This window comes from Bacillus sp. FAU18 (assembly GCF_056033885.1).
Map to the genome: position 1 here is coordinate 1507380 of NZ_JBVYHZ010000003.1, position 21710 is coordinate 1529089.

Consider the following 21710-nt stretch of genomic DNA (forward strand, 5'->3'; position numbering starts at 1 on the left):
CTTGATCTCCTCTACTTTCCTTCTTCTTTTCTGGTCCAGCGATCTTTATCTCTTGTATTAAATTTATGCATGACTCTGTCGTGGGCTTCCTCTAAAGAGATATCAAGAGAGTTGGCTAAACAAACCAATACAAATAGCACATCGCCCATTTCCTCTTCCATGCTTTTATCATCTTCAGTCGCTTTTTTTGGTTTTTCTCCATAACGGTGATTCACTTCTCTGGCAAGCTCGCCCAGTTCTTCAGTCAGCCTCGCCATCATGGCCAGCGGGCTAAAATATCCTTCTTTAAATTGGCCGATGTAACGGTCTACTTCAGCCTGTATGTCTTTCATTGTTTTATCACTCACTGAACGAAACCTCCTATCATCCTCTTACATGTTAGCTAATTCAGATACGTTTGACAAATGTTTAAGCACGTTTGCTGTTTTCTTTTTCATCCACTATAATATAAACGCTATCTAATGGAAGGAAAAGGGGTTTTGTGTGATGCTTGGAGAAATTAGATTAAAAAACATATTTTTTATTTTAATCGGAGCGGCAATTTTTTCATTTGGCTTGGTTCATTTCAATATGCAGAACAATCTGGCTGAGGGCGGTTTTACAGGTATTACACTTTTGCTTTATGCCCTTTTCCACATCAGCCCCTCTATCTCGAACCTGGTGTTGAACATTCCGATTTTTTTTATTGGCTGGCGTTTGCTCGGCAGGACAATGTTTGTTTATACCCTTGTCGGCACTGTAGCCTTGTCTTTGTTCCTCAGCATCTTTCAGCGATATGAAATCCATATGCCCCTTCAGCACGACTTAGCGCTCGCCGCTTTATTTGCCGGCGTATTCATCGGAGCCGGACTGGGTATTATTTTTAAGTTCGGCGGTACGACAGGCGGTGTCGATATCATCGCACGTTTAGTGAATAAGTATTTTGGGATCCCGATGGGCAGAACGATGTTTGCTTTCGATGCCTGCGTCATCATTTTGTCTTTGCTTACTTATCTCTCCTATAAAGAAGCGATGTATACGCTGGTAGCTGTATTTGTAGCGGCAAGATTAATCGATTTTATTCAGGAAGGCGGATACGCTGCTAAAGGCGCTACGATCATCTCTTCGAAAAACGACCTGATTCAGAAAAAGATTCTTGAAGAAATGGAACGGGGCGTCACCATTTTGAAAGGACAAGGTTCCTACACAAAAGAGGATATAGATGTACTTTATTGTGTGGTGCCGAAAAACGAATTGGTGATGCTGAAAAGCGTGATTAACTCCATTGATCCCCATGCCTTTGTAGCGGTAAGCGATGTTCACGATGTGCTCGGAGAAGGATTTACGCTTGATGAAAATAAAAATCCGCTTCCGCGCTGACATGTAATAGAAAAAAGGCGGCTGACCGCCGCCCCTCATCCTTATTTAGGGTAGTCCCTTTTTTTCAGCTTGTTTTTTTCCGCTTTGTACTTTCTGTAACCGACATAGGTGAGAGCAGTAATGATGATACTGCCGGTTGTAATGATCACCCAGAGTAAAGACGGATCGGCATCATCCTCCTCCACCCTGTCAAACACATTTTTCAGGTCATGCTGAAGAAGGGAAAGCCGTTCAAGCTTCGTGCTCTCTGTCATTTGCTGAAATTCCTCTTGCTCAATAACATCTATATGTTTTCCGACTGTTTCAAGCTGATCCTCTGATACATCGATTGTAAGACTGGGGTAAATCAAGTCATATAAACTGATAAATTCATTCCATTTTTCATGAAAGCTTGTGCTTCCATTCTTTTGGACATCTCGCTTCAGTTCAGTAAAAGCTTCCATAATCGGTTTTTCCAGTGAGCCCCAAAGCGGGTCAGACCGATTGTCAACCGCATCCATCAGCATTCTGAACTGCGCGGCTGCTCTGAGTTTTTGTGTGTCTGATGTATCAGCTTGCTTTAAACTCCGAACCATATCATTATAGCCCAATGTGATTTGACGGATTTGGGCTCCCGTTAGCATGGGGTCTTGCTGTTTTTTCTCAGCGGATTTTAATGTTTTTTCAAAATACTCCAAGACTTGTAGCGCCTCTTCATATTTCGCCTGTCGGGTCATTTGAAAGACTGTATCGGATAAATCATTCAATTCCTCGAGGCTTCCCCGCTCTGCAGCCTTGGCATTTCCATTATAAAAAATAAGTGCAATCAACAAACAGATCGTCAGCTTTCGTTTCATGCAGGTCCCTCCCACTCTCTCTCCTTACAGAATATGAAGAAAGGGACAAGGATAGACCAACATTGTCTTTACATCAGCTCAAGCTTCGTTTGCTTTTTCGAGACCACAAGAAAGTAAGCGAGCGCGATTGAAAAGATGCTTAGCCAAAATGTTCCGTATCCTATTTCAGTCATATAATCAGAAAGCATAGAATACCGCGGCATCATATTAAACAAGTAGTCAATGACATCGTTATGCAGTGTCCAAACTGCAGCAATTGCAAGATGCCAAAATGAAAAACGAAAATACGGACTGTATAATACGCCTTGAACTGCCATTGCAAAATGCGAAGCAATTAGCATGTAGCCCTCCCATGGCAAGTCACCAGTTACTGCAAGCACAAGAAAATTCATAGCTACCGCCCATAGGCCATACTTTACGAGGGTAACTAGCGCAAGCGCCTCAAAGAGCGGAGCATTCCGTTTCATGAGAAAGGCAAGCAGCACAAACAGAAAGAAAAACGTTGCTGTCGGACTGTCCGGAACAAAAATCAGGAAACGGGCCGGTGTCTCCAGAAGCTGCGGCAAGTACCAATAGTAGCCGTAAACCGTTCCCAGAAAATTAATGGCTAAGACAAGAATAAGCATCGGCCGCTGCCCTAATACATATTGAAACCATTTCACATCGAATCAACTCTCAGTCTGTAAAAATAATATGTCCATATAAAAAAGCTGACGCCGGGTCAGCTTTTGATAATAAAAGTATATCCTTCCATTTGACAATTCACAATACGTTATTTTGCGGTTGTTTCAGAAATAAATTTTGCAAGTTCTTCGAGCTGCTTATCATTTCCTTTGAACACACCCGCCGGCATTTTGCCTTTCCCTTCTACAGCGATTTTTTTGATTTCTTCCGGTTTCAGCCCGCTGTCAACCAATGAAGGCCCAGCCGCTCCTCCCTGAAGGTTATCCCCATGGCAAGAAATACAGCCCTGTTCCTTAAAGACCTTATATCCTTCTGCATTGGTGTCAATGTCGGCTTCTTTTGTGATTTTCCCCTGTTCTTCTGCCTTGGCCCAGTCATGAGTAGCAACTGACTGCCACGTCAAAAATACAGCAGCGGAAATGGCCAGAAGCATCATACCGACAGCGATCGGACGCTTCCACGGCCTTCTTTCTGTCCCTCTGTCTAGGAATGGAGCCAAAAGCAGGGCCCCAAAAGCGAGACCTGGCATAATCATGGCGCCGACCACTGTAAAGCTTCCGGCGGCGTATTCATACTTCAACAGCTGGTATAAGAAAAGAAAATACCAATCCGGCAGCGGAATATAACCAGTATCAGTCGGGTCCGCCATTCGCTCCAAAGGCGGCTGATGCACAATCGTCAAAACGAGAAAACCGATGAGAAAGACAGCTCCAACCATCCATTCCTTTAACAAGAAATTTGGCCAGAAAGCCTCTGTTTTACCGGGATACTCCGAATAATCCTTCGGTATATTCGGCTTTTTTTCAGCCGGTATCCTTGAGTCGCCTACAAATTTCATCCCTTTGCCCCGGTGCATGTCATCCCCTCCCTTTTATTCGCAGATCAAGAGTTTAAAGCGGTCCTGAAATCCCCTGCTTCCGGATCATAATAAAATGTGCAGCCATCAGCCCGAACAATGCGGCAGGAAGAAAAAATACATGGATCGCAAAAAACCTAGTCAGCGTTTGGGCGCCTACAATATCCGGATGCCCTGCAAGGAGCGTTTTAACTTGCGTTCCGATCAAAGGCGTGGCTTCGGCGATCTGCAGCCCGACTTTTGTTGCAAACAGAGCCTTCATATCCCAAGGAAGCAAGTAGCCTGTAAAGCCAAGACCGAGCATAACAAAAAAGATCAGCACACCGACAATCCAGTTCAGCTCGCGCGGTTTTTTATACGCGCCTTGGAAAAAGACCCTCAGCGTATGTAAAAACATCATCACAATGACCAGGCTCGCACCCCAGTGGTGCATCCCCCTGACAATCTGGCCGAATGCCACTTCATTTTGCAAATAATATACCGATTCCCAGGCATTTTTGATATCAGGCACATAATACATCGTTAAAAACATTCCAGATAATACTTGGATAACGGTTACAAAAAACGTCAGTCCCCCAAAGCAATACACAAACGCAGAGAAATGATGGGCGGGATTCACATGTTCCGGTACTTCGTGATCGGCAATATCCCTCCACATCGGTGTAATATCAAGCCGCTCGTCTACCCAGTCATAGATTTTGTTCAGCATGTCACCCTTCCCCCTTAGGCTTTGCTTTTCCAAGATACAGGAAGCCGTCTTTTACTTCTTGCTCATAATGATCAAGAGGCGCAAGCGGCGGCGTGCCAGGGACATTGGTGCCGTCCTTTTCATAGAGTCCGTAATGGCATGGACAAAAGAATTTATTCGGGTTTTTAGGATCACTATTCCAGTTCACCGTACACCCTAAATGTTTACAAATTGGCGAAAGTGCTACAATTTCATCCCCGTTTTTGAAGACCCAGGCTGATCTTGACTCTTCTGACTCATACCAGGCATCGACTTGATTAATTTTAAAATCAAAGCGCTGCGGCTCTTTTGTCAACTCATCAACGCTGACAACCTGAACCATATCCTGCTTCCCCGTCGATTTTAATACCGGGTCGAGTGCGAAGCGAACCATAGGCATGAGCATACTAGCCGCCATAAAACCTCCTACGCCTGTGAGCGTGTAATTCAAAAATTGACGTCTGGATATATCATGTTTTCCGCCCATCTCTTCTCCCCCCTCTAGGTCACCCCTGCAAACTGACTAAAATAGAAAATATTGCAATAACTCTAGACACCCTCATAATATATGAATCTCTCAGCAAGGTCAATATAGCCAAAATATTGTTTATAAGGAAATGTAAGTGTTTTTATGGAGTGCTCCATAACTGTAACAAAACGTTCAAAATTTCAGCAGTGCGTTCATCCAATATTTTTCTTTTTAAAGAGTCATTTAAATGCTCTAATGGAACAGACGGTGTAACAATCATTTTGCCTAACGCATCCTCAGCTCTCCAACTTTCGTCAGATGTGAGCAGGACAACATGCGGAAATTCCGTTATCAGCTCTTCCCGCAAATCCTTAAGCCCTTGAACGGTTATTTCATTTCTATCAACATATGTATAAGGAGGAAGTAAATATACCCGTCCCTTTAACTGCCTTTCAAGTTCTTCTGAGAGAAGCTGCGTAAACTCGCCTTTCTCCGCCGCCATTTTAAAATGGTTATTAACCCTTATGCTAATTAATGGAATGACAGCGGTATCAATGTAATCCTTAGCTTGTAAATAGTCCTTGGCATCAGTGATTCTCCACCTCATCGTTCTCCCCCTTTACGGCAACAAGCCTTGCAATTCACTGCAAGGCTGGTCATATTATGTGAGCTGATTTAATTGGCGCGATAATTGTTCAAATGCCTCTTTATCATGACGATCTAACGCGTCGTCAATGTCTTTTAATAATTTTTCTCTTTGGAATGTGGAAATAGCGTGCTCTAAAATCTGTTCCGCCAATCCCTGATCTTTTTTATTCTCAAAAAGGTTTTTCGGAATATGCGGGTTGGACTCCAGCACCGCCGCATATTCAGGTGAGCTGTAAGCCGAACGGAAATTAAGCTGGATAAACAAATCCTGCTGTTTATTTAATCTAATATCATGAAAAGATTTTTCCGCGTCGGTAGTCATGACATTCTCTTTATAGAACCGGAACGGAACTTCTTCAACACAATGTGTTGACATTATAATGCCTCTCGGGCAAAATTCAGCCTGCTCCACAAAATGAACCTTCTCCATGAGAGAATCATGGCTCATTAAGTAGTTCAAGATCCAAACGCACTCTCGGCGCTTTAACTGATAATGGTTTAAAAACCAACGGATAAAATCTTTTTTCTCATTGACAGAAACAGGGGTCTGCATGTAATTCCCTCCTCTATCGTTCGTATAATCTATATACTTATATGTTCCACATGAATGGTTAATATTCCTGCTTATCTAGAAAATTCATCCTCGATTCGCAAAATCGTTTCTTCCAGCTCTTCATTGGCTCCGTCCATTTCAAGAACCTTTTTCAAAAGCGGCAGCGCTTCTTTTTGAAGGCCTTCTTCTAATAGGAAGCTTGCGTATTCATATAAGAAATCTCTATCCTCCCGGTAATGAAGATAGGCAGCCTCAAAGGATTGTTTTGCTTCCTCGTATTGCTCTAATTCAGTATATGCGCTTGCAAGATACCAATTGTATTTCGGATCTTCTTCACCGTAGCTTCGAACCTCTTGAATAAGATCAATGATCTGATCATAATCCTCTTCTTTGTGATACACGGCAAGAAGTGTATGAAGCGCCTCGACAAAGCCCGGATCAAGCGCAAGCGCCTCCTGAAGCAGCTTTTTCCCCTCTTCTGACTTCCCGATTTTTAAGGCCATTTTGGCGGCATAAAGGAAAAGTTCTTTGTTATATTCATCATATCTGATCCCCTCTTTTGCCGTTTTTAATGCCTCTTCATACATTCCTTCAGCTTCATAGCTTTTCGAGAGCGGCATATAAAGTGAAGTATAAGATGGATCAAGCTCCTTTAAATCAGACAGCTGCTTAATAGCTGTTTTCACAAGCCCCGCCTGTAAGGCTGTAAAACCATAGCCGAAAATCGTATTAGGATCAGGATTCTCATCGACAGCTTTCTCGTAACATGGAATGGCATCCTCAAATTCACCTGAGGCGCTTAACGATTCTGCCAGTCTTTGATGGACATTAACGCCTCCGATCTCACTCTGCTCCTCAGCCGTTGTTTTAAAATATTGAACCGCTTTTGCATAGGCTCCCTGTGTAAAGTAAAGTTCTCCCAGTGCAAAATCAATAACCGGTTCATTGTCCAGAATGGACTTTGCCTGTAAAAGCTTTTGTTCACTGACTTCGAATAACCCCTGCATCTGATAAAGATCCGCCATAAGCAGCAAACTTTCCGGATATGATGGATCTGTTTCCGGAATAGTCTCCAGCACAGCGAGGGCTTTTTCTTCTTCGTCAATATCTATTAAAAGTTCAGCGTAGAAATTCGTCAGTTCTGTTTCATTTGGATATAAATCATGTAGATCACTAATCAGTGAAATTGCTTTTTCTACATCGCCCCACTCGTAATAAAGCTGGGCTGCAATGGCTTTATCTTCATCATGCAGCTGTTTTTCAGCCTTCGAGAGCGTGTTGAGGCCTTTTTCTGTTTCACCTGCTTCAACTAATTTTATGGCTTCTTGAATCAATGTATTCAAATCGGACCGGTCCTTTCTTTTCCTATACAACATCAACCATACAAAAAAGCTTTATTTGTTCGGGTTAATCTTATCATAATTCAGACGAATGCCCCCGGCAAATAAGATGCTTCTGTACGGAAGGGAATTATTGAGTCTTATTAGTTTACCAAAAGATCTTGAGATAGAAAATGAAAAAAGGAAGATCGCCCTCTGTACAGTAAAGCAGCTCTTTGACCTGCCGGCTTGTAAGTAAAGCACATCCCCCCTTTTCGTTTTTCTATCCCCTCTATAAGACAAGCTATGTTTTTTCGCCTCGAATTATGATCTGCATAAAAAATCCTGAAGTAAAACTTCAGGATTTTTTCGAAAGCTTATTTAAATGCTCGAAGAAGGTTGGATAAGAAACGTGAATGGCATCCGTGTGCTCGATTTCAATCGGCTCCTCCGTTATACAAGCAGCAATACCAAGCATCATTCCGATTCGATGATCTCCGTGGCTGGACACTGCAGCGCCGCCTTTCAACGTTTGTTTGCCATAAACCTTCATTCCATCTGCTGTCGGATCAATTTCAGCACCCAGCTTGCGAAGCTCAGAAACAACAGTATCAATACGGTTTGTTTCTTTCACTTTTAGCTCTGCCGCGTCCTTGATAACGGTGGTTCCTTCCGCCTGAGTCGCAAGAAGCGCGATGATAGGGATCTCATCAATTAAACGCGGAATGATATCTCCTCCGATTTCAACTGCTTTTAGAGATGATGTTTCTATAATCAAATCTCCATAAGGCTCTGCACCGCTATCAGCAGATGGTTTGATTTCAAGTTTTGCCCCCATGTTTTGAAGGACGTCAATAATACCTGTCCGAGTCGGATTTAAACCTACGTTTTTCAATACAATTCTGCTGTTTGGAACCATCGCGCCAGCAGCAAGAAAAAATGCGGCTGAAGAAATGTCTCCAGGAACAAAAATATCTGCAGCTGTCAGTTTCTGGCCACCAGCAATGGAAACACTCGTTTGATCTTCAGAAAGCTTAACGCCAAAAGCAGAAAGCATCCGCTCAGTGTGGTCCCGAGATTTATGGGGCTCTGTGACAGTTGTTGTGCCCTCAGCCTGTAATCCGGCCAGCAAAACAGCAGATTTAATTTGCGCGCTTGCAACAGGTGATACATAATCAATTCCTTTTAATGAGGCGCCGCTCACTGACAGCGGTGTAAACTCTCCACCGGCTCTGCCGTCGATTTTAGCCCCCATTTTTTTCAAAGGCTCAGTCACACGCTTCATTGGGCGCTTCGCAATGCTCTCATCTCCGGCTACCGCGCTGTAAAAAGGACGGCCCGCCAATATTCCGAGCATCAGGCGAATCGTTGTACCTGAATTTCCGACATCTAAAAGGCTTTCTGGCTCTTTCAGGGCATCGATTCCTTTTCCGTAAATCACGACATCGCTGCCGCTTTGCTCAATGTGAACACCCATTTTTCTAAAGCAATCAATCGTGCTCAGACAATCTGCTCCCGGCAGAAAGTTTTTAACTGTTGTTGTGCCTGCCGCTAGCGCGCCAAACATAACAGAGCGGTGAGAAATGGATTTATCACCGGGAATATGTATTTCTCCATGTAAGGCCTGCACCTTTTCTCGTTTCATTTTTTCCACCTCAATCAGCATAAAAAGTTTCATATTCCGCCCGGGCTTCAATGCATTGTTCTGCCCTTTTGCGGTCGTCATCAGACTGAAAACTGATCCTTAAAATCCCGTTAATATCTTCTCGTGTTTCGATAATGCGGATATTCGTGATACTGATGCGCTCCGCAGCTAAGATCGCTGTTATCTCGGATATTACACCCGGATGATCGGGTACATCCACGTATAAATCATAAAATGCAGGTATCGCTCCCTTCTGCCGAAGCGGCAGCCCGTCACGATAATCCTTGGCGGTTTTAAAATAACGAAATAGATTTTCCGCATCTTCTTGTTCTACATATGTACGGATCTTGTCAATTTCACGAATCCACTCATCAAAACGGTCTAAGATTTTATCTTTATTATGTAATAAAATATCCCGCCACATTGCCGGGCTGCTTGATGCAATCCTTGTAATATCTCTGAACCCGCCGGCAGCAAAACGCTTAACAAGCGGATACAGGTTTTCCGAATGATGGGTTTGGTGAACAAGACTGGCTGCTACAATATGCGGAAAATGACTGATTACACTTGTAACGCCATCATGCTCCTCCGGCGACATTTCCACAAAATGGGCATTCGTCCCCTTCAGCAGGTTTTTTAACTGTTCCACAGCTTGTTTGTCCGTTTTCTGGCCTGGCGTTAAAATATAAAATGCATTTTCAAACAGGAACTCCTTCGCAGCGGCCACTCCTGATTTATGTGAACCCGCCATCGGATGTCCTCCGACAAATTGATAGCGGCTAGGCAGCACTTGATCAGCGTAATCAACCACTTTTTGCTTTGTGCTTCCTACATCCGTAATCAAAAGCTCATGTTCAATTCCTGAATGAGCCAGCTCTTCAAGCATAACCAGTGTTTGTTCAACAGGTGTCGCAATGATTACTGTAGCTGCCTCTTTCGCACCGCTAATAAACGAATCAGCACGATCGTCTATCACACCTAATTTTAATGCCGCTACCGCCTGTTCATCAGAGATGTCGATTCCGATAATCCGTTTGCCGGGATGATTTTTTTTGATGGCTAGGGCAATCGAACCGCCTATCAATCCGAGACCGGCGAGCAATATTGTATCTTTCATTTGATTCATACGTCATCACCTGGTTTATAGACTAAAGAGGTGATATTTGATCACCTCTTATAAAATTTCAGCTAAAATTGCAAGTATTTCTTCATTTTGCTCTTTTGTTCCGATCGTAATCCGGAGTGATGTCGGGAAACCTAATGCATTTCCTGACCGGACGATATAGCCTTTTTCCAGCAGAGCCTGAAACAGTTCATCAGCAGGACGTTTAAAGTCAATTAACACAAAATTTGTCTGTGAAGGGTAGCACTTTAAACCATGAGTTTTCGCAAAATCATAATACTGCTGAAGGCCTGCATTATTTTGCTCGACACAGGAAGCAATAAACGCTTGATCATCAAGTGCGGCAATCGCCGCAGCCTGGCCCAGACGGCTCGTATTAAACGGCTCTCTCGCCGGCTCAATCTGGCGAATCAGGTTCTCGTCAGCAATTCCGTATCCGACTCTGAGCGCTGCCAGACCGTATGCCTTTGAGAATGTGCGCAAAATCATCAAATTCGAATACTTGCTTAAGAGCGGCACAGTTTCCGGGTAATCCTCTGCTGTTACATATTCATAATATGCTTCGTCAAGAACGACAAGGACACGAGAAGGAACGCGCTCCAGAAATGCGAGTAATTCTCCTTCAGATGTATAAGTGCCAGTCGGATTATTCGGGCTGCATATCCAAACGACTTGTGTCTGTTCGTCGATGGCTTCTAACATGGCGTCTAAATCATGTGAGCCGTCGGGACGAAGTGCAATTTCACGTACTTCAGCACCTTCAATGACCGCATTATGTTTATATTGCGGAAAAGTGGGGGCAGCAGTAACCGTGTTTGTTTTATCGTTTAAAAATGCCCGGCAGATGATCTGAATGATTTCATCAGAACCGTTGCCGAAAATAAGTGATGTTTCGCTGACATTGAGGTGCTTACTGAGCCTTGTCCGCAAAGCGGCGCTATACCCATCCGGGTAAAGGGCTAGCTGTTGAATCTCATGATGAAGCGCCTCTTTTGCAGCCTCTGAACAGCCGTAAGGATTCTCGTTTGAAGCAAGCTTCACCACTTTATCCAAGCCATATTCTGATTTCACTGCTTCAATCGGCTTTCCAGGCTGATAAGGCTTCAGCTGTTTTAAATGTTCTTTGATACGCAAATCAGTCACCTCATTTTAAACTGTACAAGCCGCCAAACGCCATTGCGTAATCCTCAAACTCCTGCAGCGCCTGATTTCTCGTTTCAGCGCTGATGAGCCGGTCCTTTAATTCTTCTATTTTTCTGACGAGCGCACTTCCCACTACGACACCGTCACTAATTTCATTCATCTTTATGACTTGTTCACGGTTTGATATACCGAACCCTACAGCAACCGGAACAGTGCTGAGATTCTTCACTGTCCGAATGAACGGGTACACGGATGAATTGAACTCATTGCGGACACCGGTCACACCCAGAGAAGACACACAGTAGACGAAGCCCTCGGCTTGTTCAATAATGGTTTTCAAACGGCTTTCGCTTGTCGGCGCAACCAAAGAAATATACGTCACCTCATGGCTTTTACATTCCTCTTGAAGGATGTTGCTTTCTTCTAGTGGCAGATCCGGAACAAGCAGACCGTCAATATGATTTTCCCGCAGTAAAGCGAAAAAGTATTCTTTGTTCAATTGTAACACAGGATTATAATACGTAAAGAGGATAATCGGAATATTCACTCCGTTTTTTTTCATTTCTCCGCCTAATTCGATTGCCTTTACGATATTCATTCCTTGATCAAGTGCCCGCTTTGAAGCCCTCTGGATCACCGGACCGTCTGCAAGCGGGTCAGAGTATGCAACACCAAGCTCCAATGCAGTGGCGCCTGCTTTTTGGAGTGACTTCGCCAGTTCAATCGAAACCTCAGGAACTGGATCGCCCGCCGTAATAAACGGGATAAACAATTTTTCTGATGGTTGAAGATCCAATTTAAACATGGGCTTTCACCTCTTCTTCCAATACCTTCATTAATGTGTTGACATCCTTGTCTCCCCGCCCTGATAAACAGACGAGAATGAGTTGACCGCGATCCATTCCTTTGGCGAGTTTGAATGCTTTCGCTAACGCATGGGCAGATTCGATTGCCGGCAAAATCCCCTCTTTTTCTGACAATAGCTTTAATGCATCCACCGCTTCTTCATCGGTGATACTGTCATAAGTGACACGGCCGCTCTTATGCAAGTATGCATGCTCCGGACCGATTCCAGGATAGTCGAGACCGGCTGAAATAGAGTAGGGCTCAATAATTTGGCCGAACTCATCCTGAATGAGATAAGTCAATGAACCGTGAATAACCCCTACGGTTCCTTTCGAAATAGTGGCGGCATGAAGAGGCGTATCAATTCCTTTTCCTGCTGCTTCAGCGCCGATCAGTTCAACATCTTCATTTAAAAATGCCTGAAACATACCCATCGCATTGCTTCCTCCGCCTACACATGCCACTACTTTATCAGGCAGAGTGCCTTCAATACGTTTCAACTGATCCTTTGCTTCCTCTCCGATCATTTTTTGAAATTCACGGACCACTTGCGGATAAGGATGCGGGCCGACAACTGATCCAATCATATAAAAGTGATCCTCACAATGCTGAACCCAGTACCGGATCGCCTCATTTGTGGCATCCTTCAATGTTCCGTTTCCGCTTGTTACAGGCACTACCTCCGCTCCAAGAAGCTTCATGCGGAAAACGTTCAGAGACTGGCGGGCAACATCCTCTTCACCCATAAACACAGTACAGGAAAAGCCGAATTTGGCTGCAACTGTTGCAGCGGCAACGCCATGCTGGCCGGCACCGGTTTCAGCAATGATTTTCGTTTTGCCCATTTTTTTAGCAAGCAGCGCTTGACCTAGCGCATTATTGATTTTATGAGAACCTGTATGGTTTAAATCTTCTCGTTTCAAATAGATTTTCGCGCCGCCTAAGTATTCAGTGACTCGATCAGCGTATGTTAATGCAGTCGGCCGTCCGGAATAGTCCTTTAACAGCTTATAATACTCTTCACGAAAAGCGGGATCATCCTTGATTTGTTTAAATGCTGTTTCTATTTCATCTAACGGCTGCATGAGTGTTTCCGGAACAAACTTTCCGCCAAAATCACCGTATCTGCCTATTTCATTCGGATATGGATACATATCGGTTCATCCTTTCTTCTAAAAGCCTCATCAGATTCTGATCTTTTTGTCCGTTTTTTTCAATTCCGCTGGCAAGGTCAATTCCTTCTGGCTGCCATTTCAATAGGCCTGTGATGCTATCCGGATTCACGCCGCCAGCGATAAAGCAGCGTTTACCAATAGCCGCCTGCTGATATTCCGGCACACATTCCCAAGAAAATGCAACACCAGTTCCGCCTCTAGACCCTTTTACAGATGAATCAATCACAAAGCCGTCAACATTATCTTTAAAGCGGGCTATTTCTTGAGTTGTGTTATCCTGATGGTGAAGCGCCTTCCATATTTCACAGCCTGTCAGCTTGCGAAGCGCATCAGCATCCGCCGGTTTTTCATCACCGTGAAGCTGAATGACGTCGAGCTTCAAGCTCTTGGCAATACGTGACATCGTCTCTATTGATTCATTAACAAAAACACCTGCAACCTGTTTTTCGACACGAACTTGGTTCAGCCATTTTTTCACATCTTGCGGAGATACTTTTCGTTTGCTTTCAGCAAAAATAAAGCCTAGGTAATCAGCCTGTGATTCCGCCGCAAGCTGCAAATCCTTTAGTGACTGAATACCGCAATATTTTAATGCCGGTTTCTTCACAACCTCACTCCCCAAACAAAGCATGGATTGCTTTACGCTGAGAAGTTTGTCTCATCAATGATTCACCGATAAGTACAGCTCTTGCCCCATGTTCATTGACAAATGTTAAATGTTCTAAAGAACCGATTCCGCTTTCGCTGACAAGCAAGGATTCTTTCGGAACGAGAGATGCGATTTGTTCTGTCTGCTTTACAGATGTTTTAAACGTTTTTAGGTTTCGATTATTTATGCCGAGAATGTCGGGTGTGAACACTTTCAATATTTGTTCTAGCGTTGATGCATCATGAACCTCGACTAACACGTCCATCCCCTTTTCACCTGCTTCTAGATATAATTCATGCAGGTGTAAGGGATCAAGCACCTCGCCGATTAACAATATGGCATCCGCTCCGATTCTTCTTGATTCCTCTACTTGAAGAGAATCAATAATAAAATCTTTTCTAAGTACAGGAATCGAAACAGCACGCTTTACGTCTGATAAATAGCTGTTTTCCCCTTGAAAAAACGGGGTGTCTGTTAAAACAGAAATCGCATCTGCCTTCGCAGCCTCATAGTCTTTTGCAATCTGCACAGGCACAAAATCCTCTTTAATAAGCCCCTTTGACGGCGATGCTTTCTTCACTTCAGCAATCAACCCGATAAACCGATTCGGGCTTGCCAGCGCCTCCTTAAATGAATGTTTCTCGAAAGGCTGCTCTACCGGCAGAACCAGTGTTTTCACTTCTTCTTTCTTTTGTTTGATGATTTTTTCAAGCATAGATCTCTTCCTCTTTCTGCTTTAGTCGTTCAAGCTGCGCGGCAGCGCCTCCGCTTGTAATCGTCTCTAACGCCAGCTCCGTTCCTTCCTTCAGTGAGGCGGTAATTCCCGCCGTGTAAATCGCAGCACCCGCATTAAAAGCCGTAATAGATAAAGCGGAACTACTGCTTTTATTTTCAAAAATATTCTGAATGAGATAAGCGCTCTCTTTCGGTGACTGCACCTGTAAATCTTCAAGTCTGCCATTTGTGAAACCGAAATCTTCGGGTGAAACGGTATATTCCCGGCGCTCTCCGTCCTTTAATTCAATCACGTCGGTCGGTGCTGTAATTGAAAGCTCATCTAAACCGTCACGGCTTGATACAAACATGACGTGCTTCGGCTGAAACGTCTCCAGTGCGCTTGCCATCAGTCCAGCTTTTTCAACAGAATAGACCCCAATCACCTGACGCTTCGCCTGTAAAGGATTGCTGAGTGGCCCAAGCAGATTAAATACCGTTCTGAAACCTAGCTCTTTTCTAGTACCTGCTACATGTTTCATAGACGAATAGTAAAGCGGCGCAAAAAGAAATCCCATATTGTTTGTTTCAATGCTGCTTTTGACCTTTTCGGGAGTGGTTTGAATAGAAACCTCTAGCTCCTCTAAAACATCAGCGCTTCCGCTTTTAGAAGAGACAGAGCGATTGCCATGCTTAGCGATTTTCGCGCCAGCTGCCGAGGCAACAATTGCCGAGGCCGTTGAGATATTAAAAGTGGAAATACCGTCTCCCCCTGTTCCGCATGTATCAACAATATCAGGAAGTCCATCGACTGTAAGAGCGTGTGCCCGCATTGCCTTCACAAAACCTGTAAGCTCTTCTGGCGTCTCTCCCCGATGAGCAAGAATAGACAATATACCACCCATTTCAGAAGGAGTCATTTCCGCTGCCATCATCATATTCATCAGCGTTTCAGCCTCACCGGCAGTAAGGGTTTTTCCGTCAACGCACAATTGTAGAAATCTGTTCATCAGCTTTACCCTCCTTGCTATGAAACATGTCTTCTGCAATATGAATCGTTTTCAGCAGCGCACCGGCTTTATTACAGCTTTCTTCGTATTCGGCTTCCGGAACAGAATCAGCAACAATGCCAGCACCTGCCTGTATCGATGCAACACCGTTCTTTACACTCATCGTGCGAATCGTTATACAAGAGTCGATATTCCCGTCAAACCCAATGTAGGCAATACACCCTCCGTATGTCTCTCTCGGTGTTGGCTCGAGCTCTTGCAAAAGCTGCATGGCACGGATTTTGGGTGCGCCTGTTAAGGTCCCCGCCGGGAAAGCAGACATCAGTGCATCGACAGGATGAACCCCTTTTTTCAATCGGCCTGTAACCACCGAGATAATGTGCATGACATGTGAAAAGGAAACAATTTTTGTGAACTCCGGCACAGAAACAGAACCATACTCTGCTACTCTGCCGATATCGTTTCGGGCAAGATCAACGAGCATGTAATGCTCCGCTTTTTCTTTTTCATCCTTCATGAGCTCAACCTTCAGTCTCTCATCTTCAGCTTTGTCTGCACCGCGTTTTCTCGTACCGGCAATCGGGTGGATTTCTAAGTGCCCGTCTTGAACGTGTATTAACCGTTCCGGAGAGCTGCCGACTATTTCTCTGTCTTGCAGTTTCATATAATACATATACGGAGAAGGATTGATGATCCTAAGCACTCGGTATAACTCAAAAGCATCTGCTTTTATCGGAACCTCAAATTTTTGTGACAAAACGCCCTGAAAGATATCGCCTGCTTTTATATAGCTTTTGATTTTTTCTACATCAGCCATAAAAGCCGATTTTTCATAATTAGAAGATACCGTCTCAAAGCTGGGCGTCTTGTATGAATCAGCAGAGAGAAACAGCTCTTTTATGTTTTTTTGGTCCATCATTTTTTCAATGAGATTTTGAAGCTCTAGATGATTTTGATGGAACACATCCATTTTTTCGTTTTCTGTTTCCTCTCCAGTGAGTCTCGCATATTGGATAAAGTGGACGTTTTTGGTTTCATGATCATACGCAATTAATGTCCGGCAAACAAACAGCATACACTTTTCCATGTCTGTTTCTTTTGTATGCGAAGGAACAGAAGGCTCAATCAGCGGGATCATATCATAGCTTAAGTACCCGACAGCTCCGCCGACAAAAGGAATGCCAAGCTGAGGTGTTTTGATTTTGTATGTGGTATTCATCCAGTTCAGCACTTCTTTTAGTTCATTTCCTGTGTAAAGAGATTTGCTGTCCTGATCAGCGGCCGAAAAACGGCCCTGCTCTTCTTTAATTGTGAGAAATGGATTCAGGCCGATAAACGAATATCTGGACCAAGTGGATGTATCGTCCTTGCTTTCAAGAAGATACGTAATCTCCCTGTCAAGCTTCTCTATCATTTGAATGGGTGTCAGTGTATCGACTGTGAAGGTCTCCACAATCGGTATCGTGTGGTGGGACAAGCTGTCCTCTAAAAATGCGGAAATGTTTGATTGGAAATTCATTGCTCTCACTCCTTATGGCAAGGAGAATGAGAAGATGGCATGAGAGGATAAAATACTATATAACAAATAAACCCAAAAGAAAGACTTCTTTTGGGTAGAATAAACATACATGTCTCAGCTCAACTAAACTCATTCTCTGCTACCCTATTCTCTAACTCAACTCATTCTAATCGCTTTATACACACTCTTGTGTATTTCTAAGCTATTCTTATCGTATTACAATTCAGTATTTTTTGTCAATGATAAATCGGGCCTCAATACGACGGCTTTTTCTAAATATACATGTCTGATCTGATCCTGAGGGACATCTGTCTGGACCGTCATCATGACTCTTATGCACTTTTTCAGACCGCCTGTTACGTCCATTTCCTGCATACATGTTACCGGTACATACTGCCATCCTGAAAGCTCGCGAACAGCTTTTGCCGGGAAAACAGCGTGCAAGTCAGGTGTAGCCGAAAGAAGGATTTGAACAACATCTTCCGGTTTTGTATGATTTTCTTCTATGATTTTCTCTAACAGCTGTTTTGTTTTTTGTAAAATTTCTTCTTCAGTATCCCGTTCAACTGTAGTTGCTCCGCGAATTCCGCGAATCATCATGATGTCTCCTCCAATCGCCATTTGTTCAGCCAGCACTCAAGTTCATTTCTGGAAAAGGTATGATCAGCAACTTTCCCTAATTCGTTGAGCACAATAAACTGAATCTTCCCGCCACGGGTTTTCTTATCATTCATCATACGGTCCAAGAGAACCGAAGTTTCCGTCTCTTTTCTGATTTGACTTGGATAACCCAGGCTTTTTAGCCAGCTGACCAAACGTTTTCTGTCCATTTCACAGCCTACAGTCTTTTCGCTTATATATAAAGCAAACTGCATTCCGAGGGCTACGGCATCACCGTGAGTGATCTGCCCGTATCCATATTCCGCCTCAACGGCATGACCGAGCGTATGCCCGAAGTTTAAGTAAGCTCTTATCCCCTCTTCTTTTTCATCCTGCTGAACGACAGACGCTTTAATTGAAATACCTTTAAAAATCATGTCATTCAGCTGATCACTTGTGATATCACGCAGTGAGTGGATATTCAGTAGCTCCTCCAGAAACGCTCTGTCATAGATAAAAGCGTGTTTGATCACTTCTGCCATTCCGGACCGAAGCTCTTTTTCAGGCAGAGAACGCAGGAAATCTGTATCATAGAGCACGGCTTTCGGCTGATAAAACGCACCGATTAGATTTTTTCCAAGCGGATGGTTCACGGCTACTTTTCCTCCGACTGCGCTGTCATGCGCCAAGAGCGTCGTAGGCATTTGAATGAAATCAATGCCCCGCATAAAAGTGGCAGCCACAAAACCGGCAAGATCCCCTACAACACCGCCACCGAATGCGATGATGCATGAGGAGCGATCCATATGAAATCGAATCGCTTCACTCTGCAGCTTCGTGTACATATCCATTGATTTCGCCTGCTCTCCGCTCGGCACCGTCACTTTTTTCACAGGCCATTTTTCTTCGAGCAGGTGAAGCAGTTCATCACCGTACAGGCGATCCACTTCTTCATCGGTAACAAGCATAATGCGTGTTAATGGCCTGTTTAGCGAGGTTAATAGTTCACAAGCCTTTTTTCTGATACCTTGTCCGATAAAAACAGGATATGACGAGGAAGCAGTTTGAACATGCAGTGTCTTCATTAAAATTCCCTCGACAGTTTTCTCATATTCTCCACATTTTCTTTAATGCGGTCAATTTGATCTAATCCGAATTGTTCAACGACTGCGTTCGCAATTTCCCAAGCGACAGCCGCTTCAGCGACTACACTTGCCGCAGGAACAGCACAGCTGTCTGAACGTTCAATGCTGGCGGAAAACGGTTCTTTCGTTTCAATATCGACACTTTTCAGCGGTTTATACAAAGTCGGAATCGGCTTCATGACTCCGCGGACAACGATTGGCATTCCTGTCGTCATGCCGCCTTCCAGTCCGCCAAGTCTGTTAGTAGCACGGGTGTATCCTTTTTCCTCGTCCCAAATGATCTCGTCATGGACTTCGCTTCCATTTCGGCCTGCCGCCTCAAATCCGATGCCGAATTCCACACCTTTAAATGCGTTAATTGACAGAACAGCGGCAGCAAGCTTGCTATCCAGCTTGCGGTCATAATGGACATAGCTGCCCACGCCTACCGGCATTCCCTCGACAATGACTTCTACTATTCCGCCGATGGAATCTCCGTTTGCCTTTGCTTCATCAATGGCAGCCATCATTTTTTTGCCTGCCTCTTCATCGTAGCATCTGACAGGAGACTCTTCCGTTACGCGCTGCAGGTCTTCAATTGACGTATATTCTGTTTTTTCAGCTTTAACAGCGCCAATTTGCAACACGTGGCCCGCCACCTTAATGCCAAGCTCAGAAAGAATCTTTTTAGCTACAGCCCCTGCCGCCACTCTGACAGTTGTTTCCCTTGCTGAAGAACGCTCAAGCACATTTCTCATATCACGATGATTATATTTAATTGCACCGTTTAAGTCAGCGTGCCCGGGTCTCGGTCTGGAAATCTGGCGCTTCATTTCCTTTTCTTCATCTTCTGTAATCGGAGCGGCGCCCATGATTTTTGTCCAATGCTTCCAATCGTTATTTTCAACTACGAGAGCAATTGGTGAACCGAGTGTACGTGCATGGCGCACCCCGCTCATAATTTTGGCCTGGTCTTTTTCGATCTGCATGCGGCGGCCGCGGCCGTGTCCTTTTTGGCGTCTGGCAAGCTCAAAATTGATATCTTCCTCCGTTATGTAAAGCCCGGCAGGTACACCCTCAATAATGGTTGTCAGTTGGGGGCCGTGTGATTCTCCGGCTGTTAAATATCTCATGACTTCTTCTCCCTTCATCGCATTAACGCTTTTAAGTAAGACTACTATAACATATTTTTCAGCAAAAAGTCAGTCTATCTTTTTTGATAAAAGAATGTATCGGCTGGTACTAGGCCAAATTTCTCGGGGTTGAAGATTTGCTCGGTGCTGCCGACAAAAAGAACTCCATTCTTCTTCAAGCTATGTGCCATTTTTAAATACAGCTCTTCCTTCGCGCTTTCTGTAAAATAAATAAATACATTGCGGCACACGATTAAATCAAAGTCTTGTTCATAACGATCCGCCAGCAAATTGTGCTTTTTGAATGTAATATTCTTTTTGATTTCCGGTTTCACTTCATAACTTCTATTTGCGTTTTGCGTAAAATAACGATCTTTCACAGAGAGCGGCACTTCCTGTAAAGACCGCTCCTGATAAACGCCTTTTTTCGCTTTTTCCAATGCTTTTTCATCAATATCCGTCGCCAAAATCTGATAGCCCGGAAGACCTTTTTGCTGGTCCAAAAGCATGGCAAGCGTGTATGGCTCCTCCCCCGTTGAGCAGGCGGCACTCCAAATCTTTAAAGGCCTAGAGGTTTTGATTAACGGCAGAATTGCAGTCTCAAGAACTTCCCATCTTTTATAATTACGATAAAATTCTGAAACATTGATCGTCATTCTGTCCAACGTTTCATTTAAGAGAGCTTGATCCTTTTCCAATGCCGCCGCAAAGTCCTTAAAGCTTTGGAACCCCTTTTTCTCATAAAGTGACGTTAGCCTTCTCTTCATTTGTGCTTCTTTATATAGTGTTAAATCGACTCCGGTTAATTGTTTCCATTTCGTTGTAAATACGCTGTATGTATCCATCTCTACTCTCCCAGTCTCGCTGTCTTTTTGTCCTAGTATAGCTTGTTTTATCAGGAAATTGTATTGTTTCAATAAAAAAATCAGCTTTTCAGCTGATTTTAGATCGTTGGGAAAGGCAGAGGTCTGATGCACACTGCCATTCAACACTTTATTCACTTTAATGTAAACCTTTACAAAACAGATCAAAAACCGGCGGCATTATATGATGCCGGCTCTGTTACTTATTTTCACAATGATTAATAGATCCAGCCTGCCATAAGCTGTTGATATGATACTAATTCTTCATTCTTAAAGAAAATGTTAATCTCGCGTTCTGCACTTTCGAGAGAATCAGAGCCGTGGATGATGTTTTTTCCGACAAACATGCCATAATCCCCACGAATCGTACCAGGTAAAGCTTCTTTAGGGTTTGTTTTCCCGATCAGCTGTCTCGTCACTTCAATGACATTTTCGCCTTCCCACACCATTGCGAATACAGGTCCTGAAGTAATAAACTCAACGAGCTCTCCGAAGAAAGGCTTTCCTTGATGTTCGGCGTAGTGTTTCTCAGCCATTTGTTCAGTCACTCTCATTAACTTGGCGCCAGCTAATTGTAAGCCCTTACGTTCGAATCTAGATAAAATGTCCCCAATGAGCTGACGTTGGACACCGTCTGGTTTCACCATGATAAAAGTCTTTTCCATCATATTCTCCACCCCATCATTATGTATGTATAGGCTTTCACACTGCACAC

The 21710-nt window shown here is 43.9% G+C and carries 24 protein-coding genes; 1 reads left to right on the forward strand and 23 read right to left on the reverse strand.

Annotated elements, in window-relative coordinates; translation table 11 throughout:
* Nucleotides 1-11: 11 nt before the first annotated feature.
* Nucleotides 12-347 (reverse strand): nucleotide pyrophosphohydrolase, encoded by a 336-nt coding sequence (locus AC0OMU_RS07830; protein WP_004398044.1) that lies wholly within the window; start codon nt 345-347, stop codon nt 12-14.
* 139 nt (nt 348-486) lie between these two features.
* On the opposite strand from AC0OMU_RS07830, the gene AC0OMU_RS07835 reads away from it, so the two are divergent.
* Entirely contained in the window at nt 487-1359 is an 873-nt protein-coding gene (locus AC0OMU_RS07835) for a YitT family protein (RefSeq protein ID WP_003230635.1), read from the forward strand.
* Nucleotides 1360-1400: 41 nt separating this feature from the next.
* Here AC0OMU_RS07835 and ypjB read toward each other — a convergent pair whose 3' ends face one another.
* The 22 genes from ypjB to ndk all read right to left on the reverse strand — a co-directional run bounded on the left by ypjB (nt 1401) and on the right by ndk (nt 21663).
* Nucleotides 1401-2195: a sporulation protein YpjB gene (gene ypjB, locus AC0OMU_RS07840; RefSeq protein WP_003230633.1), complete on the reverse strand. Its 795-nt coding sequence runs from the start codon at nt 2193-2195 to the stop codon at nt 1401-1403.
* Nucleotides 2196-2263: 68 nt separating this feature from the next.
* Complete coding sequence (lhaT, locus tag AC0OMU_RS07845) at nt 2264-2857, reverse strand: lipoprotein heptaprenylglyceryl N-acetyltransferase LhaT (RefSeq protein WP_047182802.1); 594 nt, start codon at nt 2855-2857, stop codon at nt 2264-2266.
* Between the two features lie 110 nt (nt 2858-2967).
* Nucleotides 2968-3735 (reverse strand): menaquinol-cytochrome c reductase cytochrome b/c subunit, encoded by a 768-nt coding sequence (locus AC0OMU_RS07850; RefSeq protein WP_047182803.1) that lies wholly within the window; start codon nt 3733-3735, stop codon nt 2968-2970.
* Nucleotides 3736-3769: 34 nt separating this feature from the next.
* Nucleotides 3770-4444 (reverse strand): menaquinol-cytochrome c reductase cytochrome b subunit, encoded by a 675-nt coding sequence (qcrB, locus tag AC0OMU_RS07855; protein WP_003225560.1) that lies wholly within the window; start codon nt 4442-4444, stop codon nt 3770-3772.
* Between the two features lies 1 nt (nt 4445).
* Nucleotides 4446-4949: a Rieske (2Fe-2S) protein gene (locus tag AC0OMU_RS07860; protein ID WP_003230627.1), complete on the reverse strand. Its 504-nt coding sequence runs from the start codon at nt 4947-4949 to the stop codon at nt 4446-4448.
* A 142-nt stretch (nt 4950-5091) separates the two neighbouring features.
* A complete protein-coding gene (locus AC0OMU_RS07865; RefSeq protein ID WP_015383963.1) occupies nt 5092-5538 on the reverse strand; it encodes a YpiF family protein in 447 nt (148 codons plus the stop codon).
* A 54-nt stretch (nt 5539-5592) separates the two neighbouring features.
* Nucleotides 5593-6132, reverse strand: coding sequence for a ReoY family proteolytic degradation factor (locus AC0OMU_RS07870; RefSeq protein WP_004399171.1), 540 nt, complete (start codon nt 6130-6132; stop codon nt 5593-5595).
* A 71-nt stretch (nt 6133-6203) separates the two neighbouring features.
* On the reverse strand, nt 6204-7475 hold the full coding sequence (locus AC0OMU_RS07875) for a tetratricopeptide repeat protein (protein WP_047182804.1): 1272 nt from the start codon (nt 7473-7475) through the stop codon (nt 6204-6206).
* Nucleotides 7476-7809: 334 nt separating this feature from the next.
* Complete coding sequence (aroA, locus tag AC0OMU_RS07880; protein ID WP_181219673.1) at nt 7810-9096, reverse strand: 3-phosphoshikimate 1-carboxyvinyltransferase; 1287 nt, start codon at nt 9094-9096, stop codon at nt 7810-7812.
* 10 nt (nt 9097-9106) lie between these two features.
* Nucleotides 9107-10222 carry a prephenate dehydrogenase gene (locus AC0OMU_RS07885; RefSeq protein ID WP_014480118.1) on the reverse strand — a complete coding sequence of 372 codons (1116 nt, stop codon included), beginning with the start codon at nt 10220-10222 and terminating at the stop codon, nt 9107-9109.
* A 48-nt stretch (nt 10223-10270) separates the two neighbouring features.
* On the reverse strand, nt 10271-11353 hold the full coding sequence (gene hisC / locus AC0OMU_RS07890) for a histidinol-phosphate transaminase (protein WP_004399129.1): 1083 nt from the start codon (nt 11351-11353) through the stop codon (nt 10271-10273).
* A 10-nt stretch (nt 11354-11363) separates the two neighbouring features.
* A complete protein-coding gene (trpA, locus tag AC0OMU_RS07895) occupies nt 11364-12167 on the reverse strand; it encodes a tryptophan synthase subunit alpha (RefSeq protein WP_015383967.1) in 804 nt (267 codons plus the stop codon).
* A complete protein-coding gene (gene trpB, locus AC0OMU_RS07900; RefSeq protein WP_015383968.1) occupies nt 12160-13362 on the reverse strand; it encodes a tryptophan synthase subunit beta in 1203 nt (400 codons plus the stop codon). Before trpB ends, trpA begins: the two co-directional genes overlap by 8 nt.
* A complete protein-coding gene (locus AC0OMU_RS07905; protein ID WP_015383969.1) occupies nt 13343-13990 on the reverse strand; it encodes a phosphoribosylanthranilate isomerase in 648 nt (215 codons plus the stop codon). Before AC0OMU_RS07905 ends, trpB begins: the two co-directional genes overlap by 20 nt.
* Before the next feature lie 4 nt (nt 13991-13994).
* Complete coding sequence (gene trpC, locus AC0OMU_RS07910; protein WP_015383970.1) at nt 13995-14747, reverse strand: indole-3-glycerol phosphate synthase TrpC; 753 nt, start codon at nt 14745-14747, stop codon at nt 13995-13997.
* Nucleotides 14740-15756, reverse strand: a complete 1017-nt coding sequence (gene trpD, locus AC0OMU_RS07915) for an anthranilate phosphoribosyltransferase (RefSeq protein ID WP_015483379.1) — start codon at nt 15754-15756, stop codon at nt 14740-14742. The genes trpC and trpD overlap by 8 nt, the downstream gene beginning before the upstream one ends.
* The gene (gene trpE, locus AC0OMU_RS07920) at nt 15728-17275 is read right to left on the reverse strand and encodes an anthranilate synthase component I (RefSeq protein WP_046340247.1); all 1548 of its coding nucleotides are present in this window, start codon (nt 17273-17275) and stop codon (nt 15728-15730) included. The genes trpD and trpE overlap by 29 nt, the downstream gene beginning before the upstream one ends.
* A gap of 216 nt (nt 17276-17491) precedes the next feature.
* Nucleotides 17492-17875 carry a chorismate mutase gene (aroH, locus tag AC0OMU_RS07925; protein ID WP_015483381.1) on the reverse strand — a complete coding sequence of 128 codons (384 nt, stop codon included), beginning with the start codon at nt 17873-17875 and terminating at the stop codon, nt 17492-17494.
* A complete protein-coding gene (aroB, locus tag AC0OMU_RS07930; RefSeq protein WP_015383974.1) occupies nt 17872-18960 on the reverse strand; it encodes a 3-dehydroquinate synthase in 1089 nt (362 codons plus the stop codon). The genes aroH and aroB overlap by 4 nt, the downstream gene beginning before the upstream one ends.
* Nucleotides 18960-20132 carry a chorismate synthase gene (gene aroC, locus AC0OMU_RS07935; protein WP_015483382.1) on the reverse strand — a complete coding sequence of 391 codons (1173 nt, stop codon included), beginning with the start codon at nt 20130-20132 and terminating at the stop codon, nt 18960-18962. Before aroC ends, aroB begins: the two co-directional genes overlap by 1 nt.
* A 74-nt stretch (nt 20133-20206) precedes the next feature.
* A complete protein-coding gene (gene cheR / locus AC0OMU_RS07940) occupies nt 20207-20977 on the reverse strand; it encodes a protein-glutamate O-methyltransferase CheR (protein WP_014477188.1) in 771 nt (256 codons plus the stop codon).
* A 236-nt stretch (nt 20978-21213) separates the two neighbouring features.
* On the reverse strand, nt 21214-21663 hold the full coding sequence (gene ndk, locus AC0OMU_RS07945; protein WP_010886554.1) for a nucleoside-diphosphate kinase: 450 nt from the start codon (nt 21661-21663) through the stop codon (nt 21214-21216).
* Nucleotides 21664-21710 lie beyond the last annotated feature (47 nt).